The sequence below is a fragment of the Sphaerisporangium rhizosphaerae genome (assembly GCF_042665155.1).
Taxonomy (GTDB): Bacteria; Actinomycetota; Actinomycetes; order Streptosporangiales; family Streptosporangiaceae; genus Sphaerisporangium; species Sphaerisporangium rhizosphaerae.
The window spans coordinates 23785-43349 of sequence record NZ_JBHTCG010000015.1 but is presented as its reverse complement, the minus strand read 5'-3'; the positions used below and the strand labels follow the sequence as shown (position 1 = coordinate 43349).

The window sequence follows — 19565 nt, the reverse complement described above, 5'->3', positions numbered from 1 at the left end:
CCTGATGCCGGAGTTTCGGCTCCGAAGATGCACGATCTCCGCCGCCCGCCGCCAGGCCCGCGGCACCCCCTGGAGAGCAGGAGCGACCCCCTTTGCGTACCTGGACAGGACCAGCACCACGGCCATGGCCGGGGCGGAGGAGGGGCGGCCGTCGCGTGGCCCTGCTCGGCGCCGTCGTCCTCGCCGCGCTCACGCTGACAGCGCAACCCTCCCTGGCCGCGATGGCGCAGGCCACCCCCACCCCCGCGCCGGTCTCCACCGCGGCGCCGACGCCCGGCGGCGCGTCCACCGGCGGTGCGGACGCGGAGCCCGCGCCCACCACGAGCCCGGCGCCCGACGCGGCGAGGGAGCAGGCCGCGGCCAAGGCCGCCCAGACGGCGCAGCCGTTGTGCGACGCCCCGGCCGAGGGCAGGGCCAGTTGCTTCGCCATGCGCCGCGGCCTGCCCGAGGGGGCCAAGCGCCAGGCGGGCCCGATGGCCGCCGGCGCCACTCCTGACGGGCACGGTCCCGCGGACCTGCTCAGCGCCTACGACCTGCCGGCCGACGGCGGCGCCGGACAGACGATCGCGGTCGTGGCCGCCTTCGACGCCCCGGCCGCCGAGGCCGACCTCGCCGTCTACCGCGCGCAGTACGGCCTGCCGCCCTGCACGACCGCGAACGGCTGCTTCCGCAAGGTCGACCAGCGCGGCGGCACCGAGTACCCGCAGGCCGACGAAGGCTGGGCCGGCGAGATCGCCCTGGACCTGGACATGGTGTCGGCGATCGCGCCGCGCGCGCGGCTGCTGCTCGTCGAGGCCGACACCAACTTCCCCGTGGACCTGGGCATCGCCGTGGACCAGGCCGTCACGCTGGGCGCCAGGTTCGTCAACAACTCCTACGGCACCGCCCAGGAGTACCCCGACCAGGGGACGCTGGACGTGTACTACAACCACCCAGGGGTGGCCATCGTGGCGGCCTCCGGCGACTCCGGCTACGGCGCGTCCTACCCCGCGGCCTCGACGTACGTGACCTCGGTCGGCGGCACCTCGCTGGTGCGCGACGCCGGCTCGGCGCGCGGATGGTCGGAGACGGTCTGGAACTCCCACTGGCAGTCCGGCGGCGTCGAACGCTGGGGCGCCCCGGGCTCGGGTTGCTCGCGGTACGCGGTCAAGCCGGCCTTCCAGTCCGACGCCGGCTGCGCCGGGCGCACGATCGCGGACGTCGCCGCCGTCGCCGACCCGGTGACCGGCGTCGCGGTCTACAACAGCTACTCCGACACCGGCTGGGCCGTCTACGGCGGCACCAGCGCCGCCTCGCCGATCATCACCGGCGTCTACGCCGTCGCCGGGACCCCGGTGGAGGGCACGGACGCCAACTCCTACCCCTACGCCGCGCGCGGCGCGCTCAACGACGTCACCAAGGGGGACAACGCCAGTTGCCCGGCGGGGCTGTGCGGCTTCGGCACCGAGCCGTCCTGCGACCCGGCGTACCTGTGCGTGGCGGGCCCGGGGTACGACGGGCCGACCGGGCTCGGCACGCCCAAGGGCGTCGCGGCCTTCCGCGGCGGCCCGCACGGGACGATCTCCGGCACGGTCACCGACGCGACCACCAAGGCCCCGCTGGCGGGCGCACTGGTGAGGTTCGGCGACTACACGGCGACCACGGGGCCGGACGGCGCCTACCGCCTGGCCGTCCCGGCGGGCGCCTACCAGGGCGTGATCAGCGCCTACGGGTACCGGCAGGCGTCGCTGGACGGGGTGACCCTGGAGGACGGCGCGGCCCTGACCCGCGACGTGGCGCTCGACCCGGTGCCGACCGAGACGATCTCGGGCACCGTCACCGACGGCGGCGGCCACGGCTGGCCCCTCTACGCCGAGATCACCATCGAGGGCGTGCCCGGCGCGCCGGTCAACACCGACCCGGCGACCGGCCGCTACAGCGTTGAACTGCCGCAGGACGCCACCTACAAGCTGACCGTCACCGCGAACTATCCCGGCTACCTGCCCGCCACGAAGTCGGTGGCGCTCGGCCGCGCCGCGGTGACCGCGGACGTCTCCGTCCCGGTGGACACGGCCAAGGCCGGCGCTCCCGGGTACACGCTGAGCTACCACGGCGGCTCCGTCCAGGACTTCGAGACCCGGTCGGCCCCCGCGGGCTGGACGGTGAAGAACAACAACGACAACGGCGGCTGGGACTTCGACGACCCGCTCGGCCGGACCAACCAGACCGGGGGCGGCGGCGGCTTCGCGATCGTCGACGACTTCCACTACGGCTGGGCCGAGGTGGACACCGAGCTGCGCAGCCCGTCCTTCGACCTGTCGCGCGAGAAGACCCCCGTCGTCGAGTTCGACACCCACTTCCCGCCGGTCCAGCGCATCAACGTCCCGACGGCCACCATGGACGTCAGCTTCGACGGCGGCGCGAACTGGTACACGCTGTGGAACTCGCCGCCGGGCATCGTCGGGCCCGAGCACGTGTCGGTGTCCCTGGCCCCGTTCGCCGGCAAGCGTGACGTCCGCGTCCGCTTCCACTACGTGGGCGGCCTCGGCAACATCTGGGAGATCGACAAGGTCGCCGTCGGCACCCGCGTGTTCGGCCCGGCCGAGGGCGGTCTGGTCGTCGGCAAGGTGACCGACGCCAACACCGGGGCGGGCGTGACCGGCGCCACCGTCTCGGCGCCCGGGGCGGCTCCCGCCACCAGCGTGGCCGCGCCGCAGGACCCGGTCAACGGCGACGGGCTGTACTGGCTGTTCTCCCCCAAGACGGGCGAGCGGCGGGTCACCGCCGACAAGGCGGCCTTCCACTATCCCGCGCTGGCCGAGCAGGTGAAGGTCACCAGGGGCGTCACCCGCGCCGACTTCCGGCTGAAGGCGGCCCGGCTCGCGGTGTCCCCGGCCACGCTGTCGGCCCCGGTCACCTGGGGGGAGAAGGAGAAGCTGCGGTTCACGGTGCGCAACACCGGCACCGCGCCCGCCACCGTGACGCTGGGCGAGCTGAACCGGTCCGCGAGCCAGGCGGCGGAGCAGGCCGCCGGGGCTCCGCTCAACCGGATCAAGGTCGAGCGTGACCGGATCAGGCCGGACGTCCTCAGCCGCGCGGACGGCAGGCCGGTCGCTCCGGCGCCCGGCGCGGTCACCACGCGGGGCGGCGGCACCGCCTGGCAGCAGGTCTCCGCCATGCCGAAGCCGTCGATCGGCATGGTCGCCGGCCTCTACGACGGCAAGCTGTACGCCGGACTGGGCAGGAGCACGGAGCTCACGAACTTCTCGAATCACTGGGTTTCCTACGACCCGCGGACCCGCGCGTGGACCACGCTGGCCTCTCCGGTCTACCGCCGGTCGGCGGCGGCAGGCGGCTTCATCGACGGGCGGTTCTACCTGACCTCGGGCCGCAACGCCATGGGCGGCACCGTCGAGGCCACCGAGGTCTACGACCCCAAGACCGGCGCCTGGCGCACCGTGGCCCCGAACCCCCACCCGTACGGCTCCTCCGGCGCGGCGACCCTGGACGGGAAGCTGTACGTCGTCGGCGGCTGCATGATGGGGGCCGGCGGGGCGGAGGACTGCCACCACGGCGACGTCATGGTCTACGACCCGGCGGCCGACCGCTGGGCGAAGGCGGCCTCCTACCCCTACGGCGTCGACTCCCTGTCGTGCGGCGGCATCGGTGGCAAGCTGTACTGCGCCGGCGGTTTCACCAGTGAGGGCACCACGGCCAAGGCGTACGCCTACGACCCGGCCGTCAACGCCTGGTCGCCCATCGCCGACATGCCGGTGGACCTCGCGGTCTCCGCGTACGCCGCCGCCAACGGCACGCTGATGGTCTCCACCGGCTACAGCTGGAGCCAGAACGCGATCACCAATGAGGGGTACGCCTACGACCCGGGCTTCGACACCTGGACCCCGCTGCCCAACGCCCCCACCACGGCGGTCTACGCCACCGGCGCCCCCGGGTTCTACCTGGTCGGCGGCATGGACGTCGCGACCGGCGAGCCCAGCTCCCAGGCGATCATGCTCCCCGGCTACGACCGGCCGTACGCCGACGTCCCGTGGCTGTCGGCGCGGGCGGGCACGACCCGGCTCGAACCGGGGCACGGCACCACGGTCACCGTGGAGCTGAACGCCGACCGGCGCACCACGACGGCCGGTACCGACTACACGGCGGCGCTGGCCGTCGACGGCGAGACCCCCTACCCGTCGGCGTCGGTGCAGGTGCGGATGCAGGTGCGCCCGCAGGAGCCCGGCGGGAACCAGGGCTGACCCGGCGGGCCCGGGCGGACGACGCCCGGGCCCGCCCGTGACCTCCCCCTGAACGGCCGGTCCCCGCGGGACTCCACACCACTCCGACCCGCGGGGACCGGCGCATGCCTGAGGACAGGACGGCGGTCCCGGCGGTCACGCGGCCCGGGCGCCGCCACACCGTTGCACCCTCCGCTTCACCCCTGCGCGTCGGGGTCCCACCAGCCGCGCCGGGCGGCCAGGACGCCGGCCTGGAAGCGGCTGGTGGCCGACAGCCGGACCATGAGCGCCTGGATGCGGCGCTGGACGGTGCGGTGGCCCATGTCGAGCTGCCGGGCGATCGCCTCGTCCGGCAGGCCGAGGGCCAGCAGCGAGACGATGCGCCGCTCCTCCTCGCTGAGCGGCGCATCGCCGGGCGCGCCCGCCGGGTCCCCGTTCGCGGCGGCCTGGCCGGCCAGGAAGGGCTGCGCCTGCCGCCACAGCATCTCGAACAGGGTGGACAGGGCGTCCAGCAGCGAGGAAGGGCGCACCAGGATGCAGGAGTCGAGGACGCGGGGCGTCGCCTGAAGCGGGATCAGCCCGAGATCGTCGTCGGCCAGGATCATCTTCATCGGCACGTCCGCCAGGACGCGGACCTCCTCCCCGTCGGCGACGCCCTGCTCCAGGCGGCGGGTCTGCCCGGCCAACCGCAGGTTGCCGTACTCGTGGATGAAGCGCCGCCGCACCGTGTGCTCAAGCACGTTCACCCGCGAGGTGACCCGCTCGCCCTCGATGGCCCGCGCGTAGGGCGGGGCGTCGATGCCGCGGACGACCTTCTGGGCCCGGCGCAGCAACTGCTGTCCCGACCTCGCCACCGCCTCCGGGCCGGAGATGACCTCGATCAGCTCGGAGGCGTCGCCCCCGGAGCGGGCCCTGCGGTGGCGCTCGCCCAGGTGGTGCGCGAGCGCGCGCACGCGCTTGATGTCGCGCTCACGCGACAGCAGCAGGACCTCGATGGCGGTCTGCGGGGGCAGCGCCGCGTAGCGCACCGGCTGGCCGGGCACCCGGGAGATCAGCCCGCGGTCCTCCAGTCGCTGGAGCACCGCGCCCATCACCTCCCGGTCGACGGTGGTGACCCCGGCGAGTTCGTCGGCGGTGAGCGGGTTGCCGTCGATCAGCGCCAGGTACGCTTCCTCACCCCAGTGGTCGACCCCGAGGACTTCGAGCACGGTGACACCTCGCTTGCGCGCTCGCCGGCCGCCGTCCGCGCCCCGACGCGCGGACCCCACGAGCGCGGACGGCCCGCCCGGCCGGGGCGGCGCCGTCTCGTACGGCGGGAAAGAGGGGGGCGGCTCAGGCGGTGGCGGTGACCAGCAGGGCGATGCCCAGGAGCACCACGATCGGGATCAGCCACATCACGGCCTCGATCGCGAATTCCTTGTACATGCGTCTTCCTCTCCCTGGGGATGATCGGGTGTGCCGTGAATGGCCCGCCGTGCAGCTTAACCGGACAATACGCGAGCTCCGACCCCCGGGCACGGATATCGGCCCACCCTCCCGCGCATCTGCTCTCCACGGCGTGGACGGTGCCTTGACGAGAGGCGACAAGGGATTCACAGTCGTGATCAGTGGCCACTGATCAGCGTGCACGTCTCCCGCCGTCCCCCCCTGCCATGAGGATGTGTCATGACGCTTGCCGAGTCCGCGCGCGGCGGCCCCCTGGCCCCGGCCGACGAACCGCCCGCCCACCGAGGCCGCCTGGTCGTGCTGAGCGTGCTCGCCGGAGCGGTCCTCGCCGCTCTGTGGTCCTTCCACTTCGTCGACAGCGTGATCGGGGACAACGTCGCCAACACGCTGCTCGGGCACGACGCCAAGGGCACCGCGATCACCGGTGTGGTGGCGGGCGCGGTCTTCGCGTTCGTCTCGGGCCTGGCCGGCACGTTCACCGCCTGCAACGTCGCCGCGTTCGGGGCGGTGGTGCCGCTGGTGCGCGAGGGCGCGTCCTGGCGCGACCGGCTGGGCGCGACGCTGCGCCCGCTCGGCCGCCTCGCGATCGGCATGGTCGTGGTGAGCGGCCTGTACGGCGCCGTGGGCGCCCTGCTCGGCGACCGGCTGCCGCAGTTGTCGACCGCGACCGTGGGCAACGGGCTGCCCGTGCGGCTGATCCAGGCGTCGGTGGTCTTCGGCGTCATCGGGCTGGTGTTCGTCTGGCTCGGCCTGGCCGCGCTGCGGCTGGTGCCCGACCCGCTGGCGGGCCTGGAGCGCCGCTTCCCGGGCGCGCGCCTGGTCGTGCTGGGCGCGCTGGTGGGCGGCTTCCTCATCGGCCGCCCGTTCCCGCTGTTCCACAAGCTGTTCACCTACGCCGCGCAGACCCACAACCCGCTGTACGGCGCGGCCGTGTTCGTCCTGCAGTCGCTGGGCAACATCGTGGTGATGGCGGTGCTGTTCGCGCTGCTCACGCTGGCGGGCCGGGGCCGGTTCGCCCGCTGGCTGGTGGCCGAGCCCGGTCGGCTGCTGACGGTGACCGCCGCGGCCTTCCTGGTCGCCGGCGCCTTCACCGTCATCTACTGGGACGTCCGCCTGCCCGCCATGTTCGGCTACGGGTGGTACCCGACGGCTCCCTGGTGAGGGCCGCCCGCGGTCAGCGGGTGAACAGGTGGGCGTTGACCTCGCGGGCCGCGGCGGCGAGGCCGGGGTGCTCGACGACCTCGACGCCGGCGTCGCGGAGGGTCTCGGCGCCGGTGCAGTCGACGAACACGTCGGGTTCGCGCCAGGCGAAGACGACGCGGGGAACGCCCGCGGCGATGATCAGCTCGGTACAGGTGCGGGGACGCGAGGCGCGCCTGGTGCACGGTTCGAGCGAACTGTAGAGGGTCGCCGAGGCGAGCCGGGGGTCGCCGGGGACGATCTTGGCCAGGGCGGCCTCCTCGGCGTGGTCGTGCGGGCCGCTCTCGCGGGAGTGGCCGGTGGCCAGGACGGCGCCGTCACCGGCCACGACGACGGCTCCCACGGCGAAGGCGGTGGTGGAGACCGGGCAGCGGCGCGAGAGCTCGATGGTGCGCTCCAGCCACCGCCGGTCGTCCTCGGGGGCGGGGGTGGCCGGGACGTCAGGCATCGGAGGGCTCCGGAGGCAGGTAGCGGAGGAGGACGACGTCGCCGATGGGGCGCGCCTCGGCGAGCCGCATCGGCCGGTCGTGGCCGTAGGGGAAGGACGCGCCGCCGACGAAGCGGGGAGCGGCGGGGTCGCCGACCAGGAACGGGGCGACGACCAGGTGCAGCTCGTCCACCAGCCCGTGGGCCAGGAAGAGCGTGTGGACGGCGGTGCCGCCCTCGACCATGAGCCGGCCGACCCCGCGCGCGGCCAGGTCGGCGAGCACGCCGGGAAGGTCGAGCGGGTCGCCGGCGTCGACGACGGTGGCCACGCCGGAGAGGGTGCGGCGGACCCGCCCGGCGGACGGGCCCGTGACGTACACGATCTTCTCGGCGTCGCCGAGTGCGAAGAAGCGGCGTGCGGGGTCCAGGTCGCCGCGGCCGGTCAGCGTGACCTTGACCGGGGTCTCGGTGAGCCCGCGCCGCACCCGTTCGGCGCGGCGGGCCGCGGATCGCACGACGAGCCGAGGGTCGTCGGCGCGGATGGTGCCGGCGCCGACGAGGATCGCGTCGCAGCCGGCGCGCACCTCGTCCACGCGGTCGAAGTCGGCCTCGTTGGACAGGGCGAGCGGCGCGCCGGAGGCGTCGTCGATGAAGCCGTCGATCGACATCGCCACCGACAGCAGGACGTAGGGCCGCTCACCCACGGTGCGTCTCCACGCCTCAATCATGGCGGGTCGCGCGGTGACGGGTGAGCGGGAGGCGGGCGGACCGGCGCGGGACCGGTCGAGACCGGTCGAGACCGGTCAGGGCGGGGTCAGGCGGCTTCGGGAAGCGCCTTGTCCACCCAGCTCTGGACCAGGCGGATGACCAGGGCCTCGACGAGGATCACGGCCGCCTTGGCGAGCACCGTGGCAAGGAAGTTGTACACCATAACCTCACAGGAAGGGGACTTCGAGTGCTTTATACAGGATTACGCATCTATGTAGCTAGATGTCCGTCTGTGAGTGTACGAAAGATGAACGTTCAGTGACCAGAGCCGCCGAAGTAGCGAGACGGTTCCACCAGGCGTCCCACCAGCCCCGCGGCGACCCCGCTGCCCAGGCCGATCGCCCATCCGAACGGGCCCACCGGCCGGCAGCCGAACAACCGGCTGACCCCAGGCGTCGAGACGGCCAGGACCAGGCACGCCATTGAGGCCGAGGTGGCCAGCATGACCGTGCGGTCGCGCCCGCCCACGGCGAGGGTCTGCACGAGCTGCGCCGACACCAGGCCGATGAGCCCCACGGTGTCGGCCCGGCCCTGCGAGCCGGTGGAGCGCGCGAACAGCCAGGCCGCGGTGGCCGCCGCCGCGGTCGTCACGGCGCGGGCGTAGATGTCGCGGGTGAGCGCCGCGCCCAGCGACGCCTCGGGACCCTCCTCCAGCAGCTTCTCGGGGCTGGTCGCGCTCGGCGGCCTGATGGCGATCGCCAGGGCCGGCAGCATGTCGGTGAGCAGGTTGACCAGCAGCAACTGGCGGGCGTTCAGGGTGTTGCGCCCGGCGATCAGGTTCGACCCGACGGTGAAGACGATCTCCCCGAGGTTGCCGCCGAGCAGGATGCCGAGCGCGTCGCGCACCGAGCTCCACATGGCGCGGCCCTCGACGATGGCCTCGACGATCGTCTCGATGCGGTCGTCGGTCACCACCACGTCGGCGGCGGCGCGCGCGGCCGGGGTGGCCCGCGAGCCGAGCGCCACGCCGACGTCGGCGAGCCGGATGGCCGGAGCGTCGTTGGCGCCGTCCCCGGTGACCGCCACCACCTTGCCCGCCTTCTGCAGCCCGGCGACGATGCGCGCCTTGTGCGCGGGGGTGACCCGCGCGAAGACCGACACACCCGGCAGCGCCTCGGCGAGCGCCTCGTCGTCGATGCGGTCCAGCTCCGGGCCGGTCATGATGTGCAGGCCGCCCAGCAGGTTCAGCTCGGCGGCGATGGCCTCGGCGGTGCTCGGGTGGTCCCCGGTGATCATGACGACCCGGACGCCCGCGCGCGTCAGCCGGTCGACGCTGCGCGCGGCGGTCGGCCGCACTGGGTCGGCCAGCCCGAGGAACCCCAGGAAGCACAGCTCGCCGACGGCGGCCTCGTCCAGCTCGCGCAGGTCGCCGGCGCGTCGCTCGGCCACGGCCAGCACGCGGTACCCCTGCTGGGCGAGCTGGTCGACCTCCTTGATCAGCGACTGCGCCGCCTCCTCGTCCAGGGGCAGCACCGCGCCGTCGGTGAGCAGCGTGCCGCACCGCGTGAGCACCACCTCGGGGGCGCCCTTGACGCTGAGCAGGCGGGAGCCTCCCGCCGGGTCGGTGGTGCCCAGCACGGCGTGGAAGCCCCTGGCCGGCTCGAACGGCAGCTCGTCGATGCGCTGCCAGGCCGCCAGCCCCTCGGCCGGCAGGACGCCCGCCTTCCTCGCCCCCTCCTGCACGGCGCGGTCGGTGAGGTGCGGGACGGCCCGCTCGCCGTCGATCTGCGGGCCCGCGCGCAGCGCCGCCGCGAGGATCCGCCGGAACTCCGGCGGCAGCTCGTCCACGGGGTGCTCCACGCGGCCGTCGGAGACGCGGCCCAGGGTGATGTGCCCCTCGGTGAGGGTGCCGGTCTTGTCGAAGCACAGCACGTCGACCCGGCCGAGCGCCTCGATGGTCGAGGGGTTGCGCACCAGCGTCTCGCGGGTGGACAGCCGCCGCGCCGCGGCCAGTTCGGCGACGGTGGCGATGAACGGCAGCCCCTCGGGGACGGCGGCCACGGCCAGGCTCACCGCGGGCGCGACGGCGGCGGCCAGCGGCGTGCGGCGCAGCAGGTTGGTGGCCATCAGCACGACGCCGGACCCGAGCGCGGCCGGCATGATCTGGCGGCTCAGCGCCCGCAGCCGCAGCTCCACCCCGGTCGGCGGGGCCTCCTCCGCGCCCATCTCCGCCGTGCGCCCGGCCTCGGTGGCCGTGCCGGTGGACACCACCACCGCCAGGCAGTACCCGGCGGCGACCGTGGTGCCCTCGTACACCATGGAGCTGCGGTCGGCCACGGCCAGCGCGGCGGTCGGCGCCACCGACTTGGTCACCAGCTGGGACTCGCCGGTGAGCGGCGCCTCGTCCACCTCCAGGCCGCGCGCCTTGATCACCCGGCAGTCGGCGGGCACGGCGTCGCCGGCCCGCAGCTCGATGACGTCGCCCCGCACCAGGTCGTCGGCGGTGGCGTCCACCGGCCCCTGCGGGCGGCGCAGCCGCACCGGGACCGCCGTGGCGTCGGTCAGCCGGGTCAGCGCCCGGTCGGCGTTGGTGCGCTGCGCGCCGCCGATCAGCCCGTTGACGCCGAGCACTCCGGCGATGAGCACGGCGTCCAGCGCCGAGCCTACGGCGGCGGACAGGCCCGCCGCGGCGGCGAGCACCGGGGTCAGCGGGTTGGCCAGCTCCTCGGCGGTCGCGCGCAGCAGCGACGGCGCCGCGACGGTCTCCTTGCGGCTCGGACCGTTGCGGCGGCGCGCGGACTCGGCCTCCGAGAGCCCGGACGGGGTCGAGGACAGCCGTGCCAGCACGTCCTGCGCGGGCAGAGCGTGCCACGGGGTGCGGTCCACCCGCATGGGCAGCCCGCCCCGGCCGAGGTTGCGGGCCGACCACACGCCCATGACCAGGGACGCGAGCGAGGTGCAGTCGCTGACGAGCTGCACACGGCGCACCGACCCCGCGGCCGAGCCGACGACGGTCAGCCCGGTGCCGAGGGCGGCCCCGCCGGCGGAGACCTTCACGCTGCGGCCGCTGGTCGTCCTGGCCACGCGCAGCGACCGCAGCAGCAGGTGCGCGACGTCCGGCCCGCCGATCACGTCCGCGTCCCACGGAGGCCGCCCCCCGGAGGCCAGCACGCCGATGCCCAGATCGGCCTCGCCCAGGCCGCGCCCCGACCGCCCGCTCACGAGGGCGACGCCGTGCCCCTCCACCTGCAGCTCCCGGATGGACGCGGCCAGCCGGTGGCCGCCCTCCACCCGCCGCAGGACGCCCAGGCGCGCGGCCAGCCCGGCGTCGTCCCCGGCGAGGACGACCTCGCACCTCTGCGCGGCGCCGATGAGCGCCTCGGCGTAGGGATGGGTCTCGGGCACCATGCCGACCACGGCGACCGTTTCGCCGCGACAGGTCACCGAGACGGGGCGGATGCCGCCCTCCTGCCAGTCCGACGCCCGCGCCGGCGGCGCCGCGGCCGGTTCGGCCGCCCAGTCGCCCTGCTCACGGCGCACCGTGACGTCCGCGCCTTCGAGCAGCATGTAGACGCGGGCGTGCAGCTCGTCGGCGGGCACGCCGGCGCCGGAGGCGAGTGTGATCACCTCGTGGATGGTCCAGGAGGGCATCGTCAGGGTCCGCGCGTCGAACACGACCGTGTCGACGCGGTCCATGGCCCGCACGGCCTCCCGGTGCAGGACCAGCCCGCCGCGGTGGGCGACGGCCCGCCCGATCGCGCTGACGAAGGCGTCGCGTCCCAGCCGCGCGGCCTTGGGGGTCTGGGCGATCAGCATCGCCAGCGCGCGCTCCTGGTCGCGGCTGATGACCGAGGTGACCCCGTAGGAGGCGAGCGCGCCCACGCTCAGCCCGTCCGCGTACCGCTCGATCGGCCCGTAGGGCATGGGGACGGGGCGCAGGGACAGCTCGCTCCTGATGTGCTCGTAGGCGCCCTTGTGCTGGGCGAACTCCTCTTCCCTGACCCGCCACGCCCGCCGGCCCGCCACCGCCTCGGCCAGGCGGCCGGCCGCGGACAGCGAGTCGATGAACAGCCCGACGGGGCGCAGGGCGAGCGTCTGGGCGGTGAAGCGGGTGTAGGCCCAGATCACGTCTGCGGTCGGCCGCCCGACGCGGCGTTCGAGCTCGTGCCGGACGCGGGGCGTGGACTCCACGAGCTGGAGCAGGGCCGGCAGCGCGGAGGGCACCCGGGCGACGTGCGTCACCTGGCCGACGAGGGTCACGCCGGCGCCGAGCAGCCCCGCGCCGAGCTCCAGGACCGCGCGGGCCTGGTTCTCCACCGCGTGCCGGCCCTTCCGGCCGTCGCCGCCGCCGCGCCGGGGGACGTCGTGCTCGTCGATGATGGACAGGAGCTTGCCGACGTCGGCGCCGTCGCGCTCGCAGGCGATGTAGACGAAGCCGAGGGCGCCGTTGACCTCGGCCCGTCCGGCGCCGGCGATCTCGCGGAGGCGCTCCTCGAGCAGCTCGGCCTCCTGGGAGGTGCCCGGGGCGCCGAGGTTGCGCAGCTCGATGCGCAGACCCCCCGGGCACTCGTGGACCTGCCGGGGGAAGGGCAGCGCCCCGCGCACCGTCTCCGGCAGCAGTGACGCCAGCAGCCCTATCGGCCCCCTCAGCTCACGAAGCAGGAACACAACGCCTCCAGGGCCCCCGGTGCCAACACGCCGATCAGGCCGCCCTTACGCGCGGCCTGATCGTTCGACCCTAAGTATGCCCAGGTCAGGCGGTTGAACCCTCTCTGCGGCGCTTTGCGATTTCGTGGCGAAGCGCGCGGCGGGGACCCGCTGGAGGCGGGTGTCAGGCGGTGCCCGGCTGCGGGCCGCCCGTGGACTTCTGCGCCGCCGTACGCGTGGAGCGCGTGGACGTCCGTGCGGTGCCCGTGGTGCGGCTGCGGGTGGAGGGGGTCGCCGTGCGGCCGGAGGCGGTGCTCGCCCGCGCCCGCGTGGCCCGGGGCGTCGCCGGCTGCTCGGCCGTGGTGTCCTGCGCGGCCCGGCCCTGCATCCGGCCCTGCATCATGCCGCCTTGCTCGCCCATGCCGCCCTGGTGCCGCATCGCCCGCGACGCGATGGCGGTGCTGGCGCCGACGACCACGGCGATCGGCCACTCCACCAGCCCGAGGGCCGCGAGCAGGCCGAGACCGCCGTAGTACATCAGGCGCTCCGGCGGCGGCAGGAAGGTCCTGGCCGTTTCCACGGCCCGGTTCATCTCCTGCCCGCGCGCGCCGGACGGACGCGACATCCCGGGCATGCGCGGCATCCTCGGCATGTGCGGGCGGTGGACGTGGAGGCTGACCACGGGTGTGTCCAGCTGGATGAGATCGCCGTTGGACGTGGATCCCGATGGCGCGCCCCGGCTTTCTCGCGACGTCTGGCTCACTGTCATGGCCCCCTCCTCGGGTCGGAATTCAGCTCCTCTTTTCACCCTTTGCCCACTTCAGCGGCACTCACCAGGGCCTTTCGTCACCATCAGTGCTTGTTGTCCTATTCATTTGGTTGGGTCGACCCGTGCGCGCCACGCGTCCGGCCTGGCAGAACGGTCCCGCTGTCGCCGTCCGGCCCGGGGGCGTAGGCTCACGGGACGTGACAGTCGATCTGGGCTTCGTCAGCGAATACGCAGGTAGACCCGCGGCCCACCTCACCCGGCGGGACGTCGCCCGGGCCCTGCTCGCCGTACCGAGCGGCCAGGCGCTGGTGGCCGTCCCCGACCTCCGCCGCGCGATGCTGGCGGCGGGCAACCCCCTCTCGGCCGCGTTCTGGGACTCCGCCAAGGCCACGCTCGCCGGCATCGAGAACGGCGTGGCGACGGTCGGCGACGTCCAGAGATGGCTGGAGGCCACCGGCACCGAGCCCATCCTGATCACCCGCGGCTACTTCGTGTGGCCCGAGGAGGGCGAGCGCGGCCCGGTGGCGACCGAACTGCACGAACGGCTGGTCGCCCACCTGGAGGAGCACGTCAGCACCGGCGAGATCGACCCCGACCGCCTGGTGGCCGGCGACGCCGAGGCCCGCGAGGTCTACGAGCGCGTCCAGGACCACTGGCTCGCCACGCCCCTGCCCGACGGCCGGGTGCCGAGCAGCGCGGTCGGCGAGGAAGTGGACGAGGAGCTGTTCGCCACCTGGGACGAGGAGGAGGCCTTCGCCCTCGGCGAGCTGCGCCGGGTGCTCGCCGACCTGCCCGAACCCGACCTGCCCTCCGGCGAGCTGGCGGCCGCGGCCCGGCGGTTGCGCGCCCTGCTGGCCGAGCCCGGATACCCCGGCAACGTCCTGCGCGCGTGCTCCGGCCTGGAAGGCGAGCCGCTGCCCGAGGACGACACCGAGCTGTGGCTCATGGTCGCCGCCGGGGTCGCCTCACCCGTCTCCGACCTGCAGGACGAGGACGAGCACCAGTTCTGGGACCTGGAGGGCGAGCTGAGCCAGGAGGACGCCGCGCTGGCCGCCCTGTGCACCATCCACCACGCCGACTGGCTCGCCACCGTCGCCGCCCTCGCCCGGCGCGGCCCCGGGGTGCTCGCCTCACCCGAGCGCATCGCCCGGCTGGTCGCCGAGTCCGACGACATCGACGTCGACATGGACGACCCCGAGGACCTGGAGACCACCGAGACGCTGTTCACCACGGTCACACCGCTGTGGCGCGAACTCGGCATCGTGGACGACAGGACCGTCCTGACCCCCCTCGGCTGGTGGGGCCTCCCCAAGTCCCTCGAACGCGCCTGGTCCCCCGAATAGCCTTTGTCGCGTGCTGGACGGTCAGTGGGAGGGTTCCACGGGCTGTGCGGGGTCCGCGGGATCGGCGGAGGCGGCTTTGGCGACCAGGTCGGCGTACTCGGGGTGGCGCTCGATGTACCGGGCCACGAAGGGGCACAGCGGCACGACGGGGGCCCCGGCCGCGCGCGCGGCGTCCAGCGCGCCGCGCACCAGGCGGCTGCCGAGCCCCTGCCCCTCGAACTCGTCCTTGATCTCGGTGTGGGTGAACACCAGCCGGCCGCCCCTATGGCGGTACTCGGCGAAGCCGGCGAGCCGGCCGCCCACCGTGACCTCGTAGCGACCGGCGTCCGGGTTGTCGGTCACCTCGACCGTCTCGTTCATCTGGAGCTTCCTCTCGGCGGGGGAACGACGGTCAGCGCGAGCCGTTGGGCCGCGGCTCGGTCTCCGTCGTCTCGGCGCGGTCGGCCTTGTCCAGATCGGCTTGACGCGGAACCTCGATCTTGGAGATCTGCTTGTTCATCGACTTCACCAGGAAGTACAGCGCGACACCGATCGCGGCCACGACGAGGAAGCCGATGAGCCCGGGGCCGACCGGCGGGGGAGCGGCCCCCTGTGCGGCGGCTGCGTGTGCGGCGATATCAGTCACACCTCAAGTCTGCCACCCGGGGGCCGCCCCCTCCTCAGCGGTCGGCGCGCCGGCCGCACGGCCCGGTCTTGCCGTGGCCGGACGGCCGGCGCGCGTGACCTCAGTGGTCGGCGCGTGACCTCAACGGTCCGCGCGTCACCTCATTGGCCGGCGCGTGACCTCAGTGGTCGGCGTGGGCCACCTCTTCCGCGCGGATTCCGGTGAACAGGTCCTCCTCCGGCAGGTCGGTGTCCACCAGCGACCGGGCCAGGTGGTAGTCCTCGGTCGGCCAGATCTCCTCCTGCAGGTCGCGAGGGCACACGAACCAGAAGCCGTCCGGGTCCACCTGGGTGGCGTGGGCCAGCAGCGCCCTGTCGCGGGTCTCGAAGTACTCCCCGCACGGCACCCGCGTGGTGACCTCCCACTTCTGCGGGCGGTCCTCCCAGCGGGCGATCCAGTCGCCGTAGGGCGAGCCGATGCCGCGCTCGGTCATCGCCTGGTGCAGGGCCTCGAAACGCGCCCGGGTGAATCCCATGTGGTAGTAGAGCTTGAGCGGCTGCCACGGCTCGCCGAGGCCGACATAACGGTCGGGGTCGCCCGCGGCCTCGAACGCCTCCACCGACACCTTGTTGGTCATGATGTGATCGGGGTGCGGGTAGCCGCCGTCGTCGTCATAGGTCAGGATCACATGCGGCCGGAACTCGCGGACGGCCGCGACGAGCGGGGCGGAGGCCACCTCCAGCGGCTGCAACGCGAAGCATCCCTCGGGCAGCGGCTCGCTCTCGTCGTCCGGCAGACCGGAGTCGATGAAGCCCAGGAAGCTCTGCCGCACGCCCAGGATCTCGCGTGCCCGCTCCATCTCCTGGCGGCGCACTTCGGTGATGTTCTCAAGGATGTCCGGCAGCTCCATCTTCGGATTCAAGATCGAACCGCGCTCACCGCCGGTCAGGGTACAGACCAGCACATCAGCGCCTTCGGCCACATAGCGCGCCATCGTGGCGGCGCCCTTGCTGGACTCGTCGTCAGGGTGGGCGTGTACGGCCATCAATCGCAGTGGTGCACTCACGGGTCGGTTTCTCCTCAAGTGTCCGGGCCGGGCTCCCCCAGTGGGGCTCTTCTGGGGGCGGCGCGTAGAGCGGAGCCTCCGCAGGGGACAATTGTCTCGTGCAACGACAAGGGACCGCTGGGAGATTCCACCATGACCGATAGACCCGTCGGTTCGCACGTGGACCAGCCGATCCTGGGGACCCCAGACTCCTTTCCGGAGCGTCGGCCCACTTCCGGACGCGCCGGGCGAACCATTGCCTTCGTCATCATCGGGATCTTTATCGCGATCGCGATGGGCGGCTGGGGGTACGTCATGATGACCGCGCGGGGTAATCCCGACGTGCTCACGATCGCTTTCACGGTCGACGGCCCGAACTCGGTGACGATAACCTTCCAGGCGCACAAGCCCGCCGACCGCACGTCCGTCTGCCGCCTGCGGGCCACCGACGTCGATCATGTGGAGGTGGGCGCCCGCGACGTCACGATCCCCCCCGGGGAGGAGGACGTCCGGCTGACCGAACGCGTCGACACCAGCTCGCGCGCCACTTCGGGCAGCGTGCAGTACTGCTATCTCGTACAATGAGACTTTTGGGAAAGCGTCCGACCGGGTTAATTTGTTAGTCTCCCGGAATTCGGACGCTCGCAACTCTCACGAGTACGCAAGGAGAACCCGTGGTCGACTCCCGCCAAGAGAACGTCACCTGGCTGACGCAGGAGGCGTACGACCGCCTGAAGGCGGAGTTTGAGCATCTCTCCGGGCCCGGGCGCGTCGACATCGCCAAGAAGATCGAAGCCGCCCGCGAAGAGGGCGACCTCAAGGAGAACGGCGGATACCACGCCGCGAAGGAGGAGCAGGGCAAGATGGAGGGTCGCATCCTCCAGCTCCGCCAGCTGCTCGACCAGGCGAGGGTGGGCGAGGCCCCCCGCGCCGAAGGCGTCGTCGGTCCCGGTATGACCGTGACCATCCGGTTCGACGGCGACGACGACGAGGTCACCTTCCTGCTGGCATCCCGCGAGGAGAGCGGCGCCCCGATCGACGTTTACTCGCCCCGCTCCCCGCTCGGCGCGGCCATCAACGGCAAGAAGATCGGCGAGAGGGCCACTTACACCCTCCCCAACGGCCGGCAGAACACCGTGGAGATCCTCGAAGCCGTCCCCTACATCGGCAACTGAGCCGTCCCGCACCGGTCGGCCGGTCGGCCCGCATCCCGCGTCCGAGCGCCGGACGGTCCGCGTCCGGTGGCCGGTCAGGCGGGGTTCTCGCCCGAAGGCAGGCCGCCGGCCGCGTCCGGCGGGCGCACGGGCGTCCGCGCCCTGATCCATCGTCCATCCAGATCCGCCGGAGCCCGGCTCCGGCGGATCGCCGCTGTCAGGCCTGCGGGCCACCGCAGGGCTTGACGGCGAAACGCCGGACACCCGGCCCGGGGTCAGGGACAATCGGGCATTGACGGGACGACTTAGGCGCGACCCTCCGGAACCACCTGGACGTTCCGGCGGACATGCGGCACGCTCTTTGGTGCCCGCACGACACGGCTTCGGTGGCCGGCGACGGCTTCGGCATCCGGACCACGGTGGCCACGGCAACGACGGTGACCACGGCAGCGACGGCAGAGATGACGGCGAGAAGGGGGAGAAGGTGCTCGATCGGCGACCGCGTGGCTCGACCGCCGTCCGAGAGACCCTCACCCGCAGCCTGGGGTCCGTCCAGGGCTACCTGAGCGGCGCGCTGGCCGAGGTCCGCGAGGACCTCAGCTACCACCCGCGCATTCCCCGCCGGCGCCGCGCCAGGGCCAGGCTGCGCCGCCGCACGGTCGCGGTCGTCGCCACCGGGCTGGTCGCCGTGCTCGCCACCGACCTCACGGTCTTCGGCGAACTGAGCGCCAGGGAGGCGCGGAGCGCCGCGGCGGCCCGCGTGCAGGCCGGGCAGCGCGTCCCCGGCTACCTCCCCGCCGCCCGTGGCCTCACCGTCACCCGTGCCCCCGCGACGACGCGCGTCCCCGGCGCCACGGGTGCCGGAGGCGGTCCCGCCACCGCGCCCACGGCCGGAGCTCCGGCGGCGAACGGCTCCGCCTCCGGTGGAGGTTCCTCCACCGGCTCCACCTCCGCAGACGGCTCGCGCAAGCTCCCCGCCGGCGACCCGCCGCAGACGGCCACGAACACCCAGGTCGCGCCGCTCAGCGTCCTGCGCAGGCCGCACCTGTTCGTCGTCGCGCCGCGCTCCCTGTCGGCGGCGAGCGTCCGCAGGGTCAAGGCGAGCAAGGGCGTCAGGGCGGTGGAGGTCGTGGACGCCGCCGACGTCATGATGGACGGCAAGCGCGTGCAGACCATGGGGGTCGCCCCCTCGACCTTCCGCGCCTACACTCCCCGTGCCACCGCCCGCTCCGACGTCCTGTGGAACAGCGTCGCCGCGGGAGACGTGGCGGTCTCCTTCACCCTGGGCAGCGACGGAGGGGTGGCCCTGGGCTCCACGGTGAACGGGGGAGGCAGGAGCCTGCGCGTCGGCGCGTACGCGACCATGGGCATGGGCATGATCAATGCCGTCGTCTCGCGGGATGTGGCCACGTCGCTCGGCATCCCCAAGGACAACGCGCTGGTCGTCAGCGCGCCCGGCGTCGACTCGACCCGGCTGCGCCTGCGGCTGCTCAAGGTCCTGCCCAAGGGCAGCCAGGTCGCCCTGATCAACCCGGTGCTCACCCCGCCCACCCAGTCGCGCACGAACTGGCCGGCCAGCGCGTTCATGTCCGCCGACCAGCTCCGCGTCGCCCTGACCGCCGCGGCGAGCAAGCTCGGCCGCCCGTACGTCTGGGGCGCCGAGGGACCGGACACCTTCGACTGCTCCGGCCTGGTGCAGTGGGCCTTCGCCCAGGCGGGCGTGCGGATGCCGCGGGTGACCCACCAGCAGTGGGTGACAGGACCGCAGATCCCCCTGTCGCAGGCCCAGCCGGGAGACCTGCTGTTCTGGCGCAGCGACCCGACGAACCCTGGCTACATCTCCCACGTGGCCATCTACTGGGGCAACGGCAAGATGTTGCAGGCCCCCCGCACCGGCGACGTCGTGAAGTTCTCCCCCGTCAACACCAGAAACCTGGCCGGCGTCGTCCGCGTCAGCCCCTACGTAGCCGCCCGCGTCCGCTGACGGACCCTCACGACCGCCGGCT

The 19565-nt window shown here is 73.5% G+C and carries 14 protein-coding genes; 6 read left to right on the top strand and 8 right to left on the bottom strand.

Features of this window, described 5'->3' with window-relative positions:
• Positions 1–155 precede the first annotated feature (155 nt).
• The gene (locus tag ACFQSB_RS22265) at positions 156–4238 is read left to right on the top strand and encodes a carboxypeptidase regulatory-like domain-containing protein (protein WP_380828810.1); all 4083 of its coding nucleotides are present in this window, start codon (positions 156–158) and stop codon (positions 4236–4238) included.
• A 176-nt stretch (positions 4239–4414) separates the two neighbouring features.
• Here ACFQSB_RS22265 and ACFQSB_RS22260 read toward each other — a convergent pair whose 3' ends face one another.
• Positions 4415–5425 (bottom strand): helix-turn-helix domain-containing protein, encoded by a 1011-nt coding sequence (locus ACFQSB_RS22260; RefSeq protein WP_380828809.1) that lies wholly within the window; start codon positions 5423–5425, stop codon positions 4415–4417.
• A gap of 457 nt (positions 5426–5882) precedes the next feature.
• On the opposite strand from ACFQSB_RS22260, the gene ACFQSB_RS22255 reads away from it, so the two are divergent.
• The gene (locus ACFQSB_RS22255; RefSeq protein ID WP_380828807.1) at positions 5883–6824 is read left to right on the top strand and encodes a hypothetical protein; all 942 of its coding nucleotides are present in this window, start codon (positions 5883–5885) and stop codon (positions 6822–6824) included.
• 13 nt (positions 6825–6837) lie between these two features.
• Here ACFQSB_RS22255 and ACFQSB_RS22250 read toward each other — a convergent pair whose 3' ends face one another.
• The 4 genes from ACFQSB_RS22250 to ACFQSB_RS22235 form a co-directional block, all read right to left on the bottom strand.
• A complete protein-coding gene (locus tag ACFQSB_RS22250; protein WP_380828806.1) occupies positions 6838–7311 on the bottom strand; it encodes a deaminase in 474 nt (157 codons plus the stop codon).
• The gene (locus tag ACFQSB_RS22245) at positions 7304–7993 is read right to left on the bottom strand and encodes a RibD family protein (protein ID WP_354922692.1); all 690 of its coding nucleotides are present in this window, start codon (positions 7991–7993) and stop codon (positions 7304–7306) included. Before ACFQSB_RS22245 ends, ACFQSB_RS22250 begins: the two co-directional genes overlap by 8 nt.
• A gap of 319 nt (positions 7994–8312) precedes the next feature.
• Positions 8313–12665, bottom strand: coding sequence for a cation-translocating P-type ATPase (locus ACFQSB_RS22240; protein ID WP_380828805.1), 4353 nt, complete (start codon positions 12663–12665; stop codon positions 8313–8315).
• 163 nt (positions 12666–12828) lie between these two features.
• On the bottom strand, positions 12829–13413 hold the full coding sequence (locus ACFQSB_RS22235) for a hypothetical protein (protein ID WP_380828804.1): 585 nt from the start codon (positions 13411–13413) through the stop codon (positions 12829–12831).
• 197 nt (positions 13414–13610) lie between these two features.
• Here ACFQSB_RS22235 and ACFQSB_RS22230 point away from each other — a divergent pair, with 197 nt between their 5' ends.
• Positions 13611–14756, top strand: coding sequence for a hypothetical protein (locus ACFQSB_RS22230; RefSeq protein ID WP_380828802.1), 1146 nt, complete (start codon positions 13611–13613; stop codon positions 14754–14756).
• 21 nt (positions 14757–14777) lie between these two features.
• Here the strand turns inward: ACFQSB_RS22230 and ACFQSB_RS22225 are convergent, their stop codons facing one another.
• The 3 genes from ACFQSB_RS22225 to mca form a co-directional block, all read right to left on the bottom strand.
• Positions 14778–15116, bottom strand: coding sequence for a GNAT family N-acetyltransferase (locus ACFQSB_RS22225; RefSeq protein ID WP_380828801.1), 339 nt, complete (start codon positions 15114–15116; stop codon positions 14778–14780).
• A gap of 31 nt (positions 15117–15147) precedes the next feature.
• A complete protein-coding gene (locus ACFQSB_RS22220) occupies positions 15148–15381 on the bottom strand; it encodes a hypothetical protein (protein ID WP_354922710.1) in 234 nt (77 codons plus the stop codon).
• Between the two features lie 160 nt (positions 15382–15541).
• The gene (gene mca, locus ACFQSB_RS22215; RefSeq protein WP_354922713.1) at positions 15542–16426 is read right to left on the bottom strand and encodes a mycothiol conjugate amidase Mca; all 885 of its coding nucleotides are present in this window, start codon (positions 16424–16426) and stop codon (positions 15542–15544) included.
• 132 nt (positions 16427–16558) lie between these two features.
• Between mca and ACFQSB_RS22210 the strand changes: the two genes are divergently transcribed.
• The 3 genes from ACFQSB_RS22210 (at position 16559) to ACFQSB_RS22200 (ending at position 19543) form a co-directional block, all read left to right on the top strand.
• Entirely contained in the window at positions 16559–16990 is a 432-nt protein-coding gene (locus ACFQSB_RS22210) for a DUF4307 domain-containing protein (protein ID WP_354922720.1), read from the top strand.
• An 89-nt stretch (positions 16991–17079) separates the two neighbouring features.
• Positions 17080–17580, top strand: coding sequence for a transcription elongation factor GreA (greA, locus tag ACFQSB_RS22205; protein ID WP_354840072.1), 501 nt, complete (start codon positions 17080–17082; stop codon positions 17578–17580).
• A gap of 463 nt (positions 17581–18043) precedes the next feature.
• Positions 18044–19543 carry a C40 family peptidase gene (locus ACFQSB_RS22200; RefSeq protein WP_380828800.1) on the top strand — a complete coding sequence of 500 codons (1500 nt, stop codon included), beginning with the start codon at positions 18044–18046 and terminating at the stop codon, positions 19541–19543.
• The last annotated feature ends 22 nt before the right edge of the window (positions 19544–19565 follow it).

Coding starts and splice junctions, on each gene's coding strand:
- ACFQSB_RS22250 (WP_380828806.1), bottom strand. CDS start 7,311: ATGCCTGACGTCCCGGCCACCCCCGCCCCCGAGGACGACCGGCGGTGG.
- ACFQSB_RS22255 (WP_380828807.1), top strand. CDS start 5,883: ATGACGCTTGCCGAGTCCGCGCGCGGCGGCCCCCTGGCCCCGGCCGAC.
- ACFQSB_RS22235 (WP_380828804.1), bottom strand. CDS start 13,413: ATGACAGTGAGCCAGACGTCGCGAGAAAGCCGGGGCGCGCCATCGGGA.
- ACFQSB_RS22225 (WP_380828801.1), bottom strand. CDS start 15,116: ATGAACGAGACGGTCGAGGTGACCGACAACCCGGACGCCGGTCGCTAC.
- ACFQSB_RS22210 (WP_354922720.1), top strand. CDS start 16,559: ATGACCGATAGACCCGTCGGTTCGCACGTGGACCAGCCGATCCTGGGG.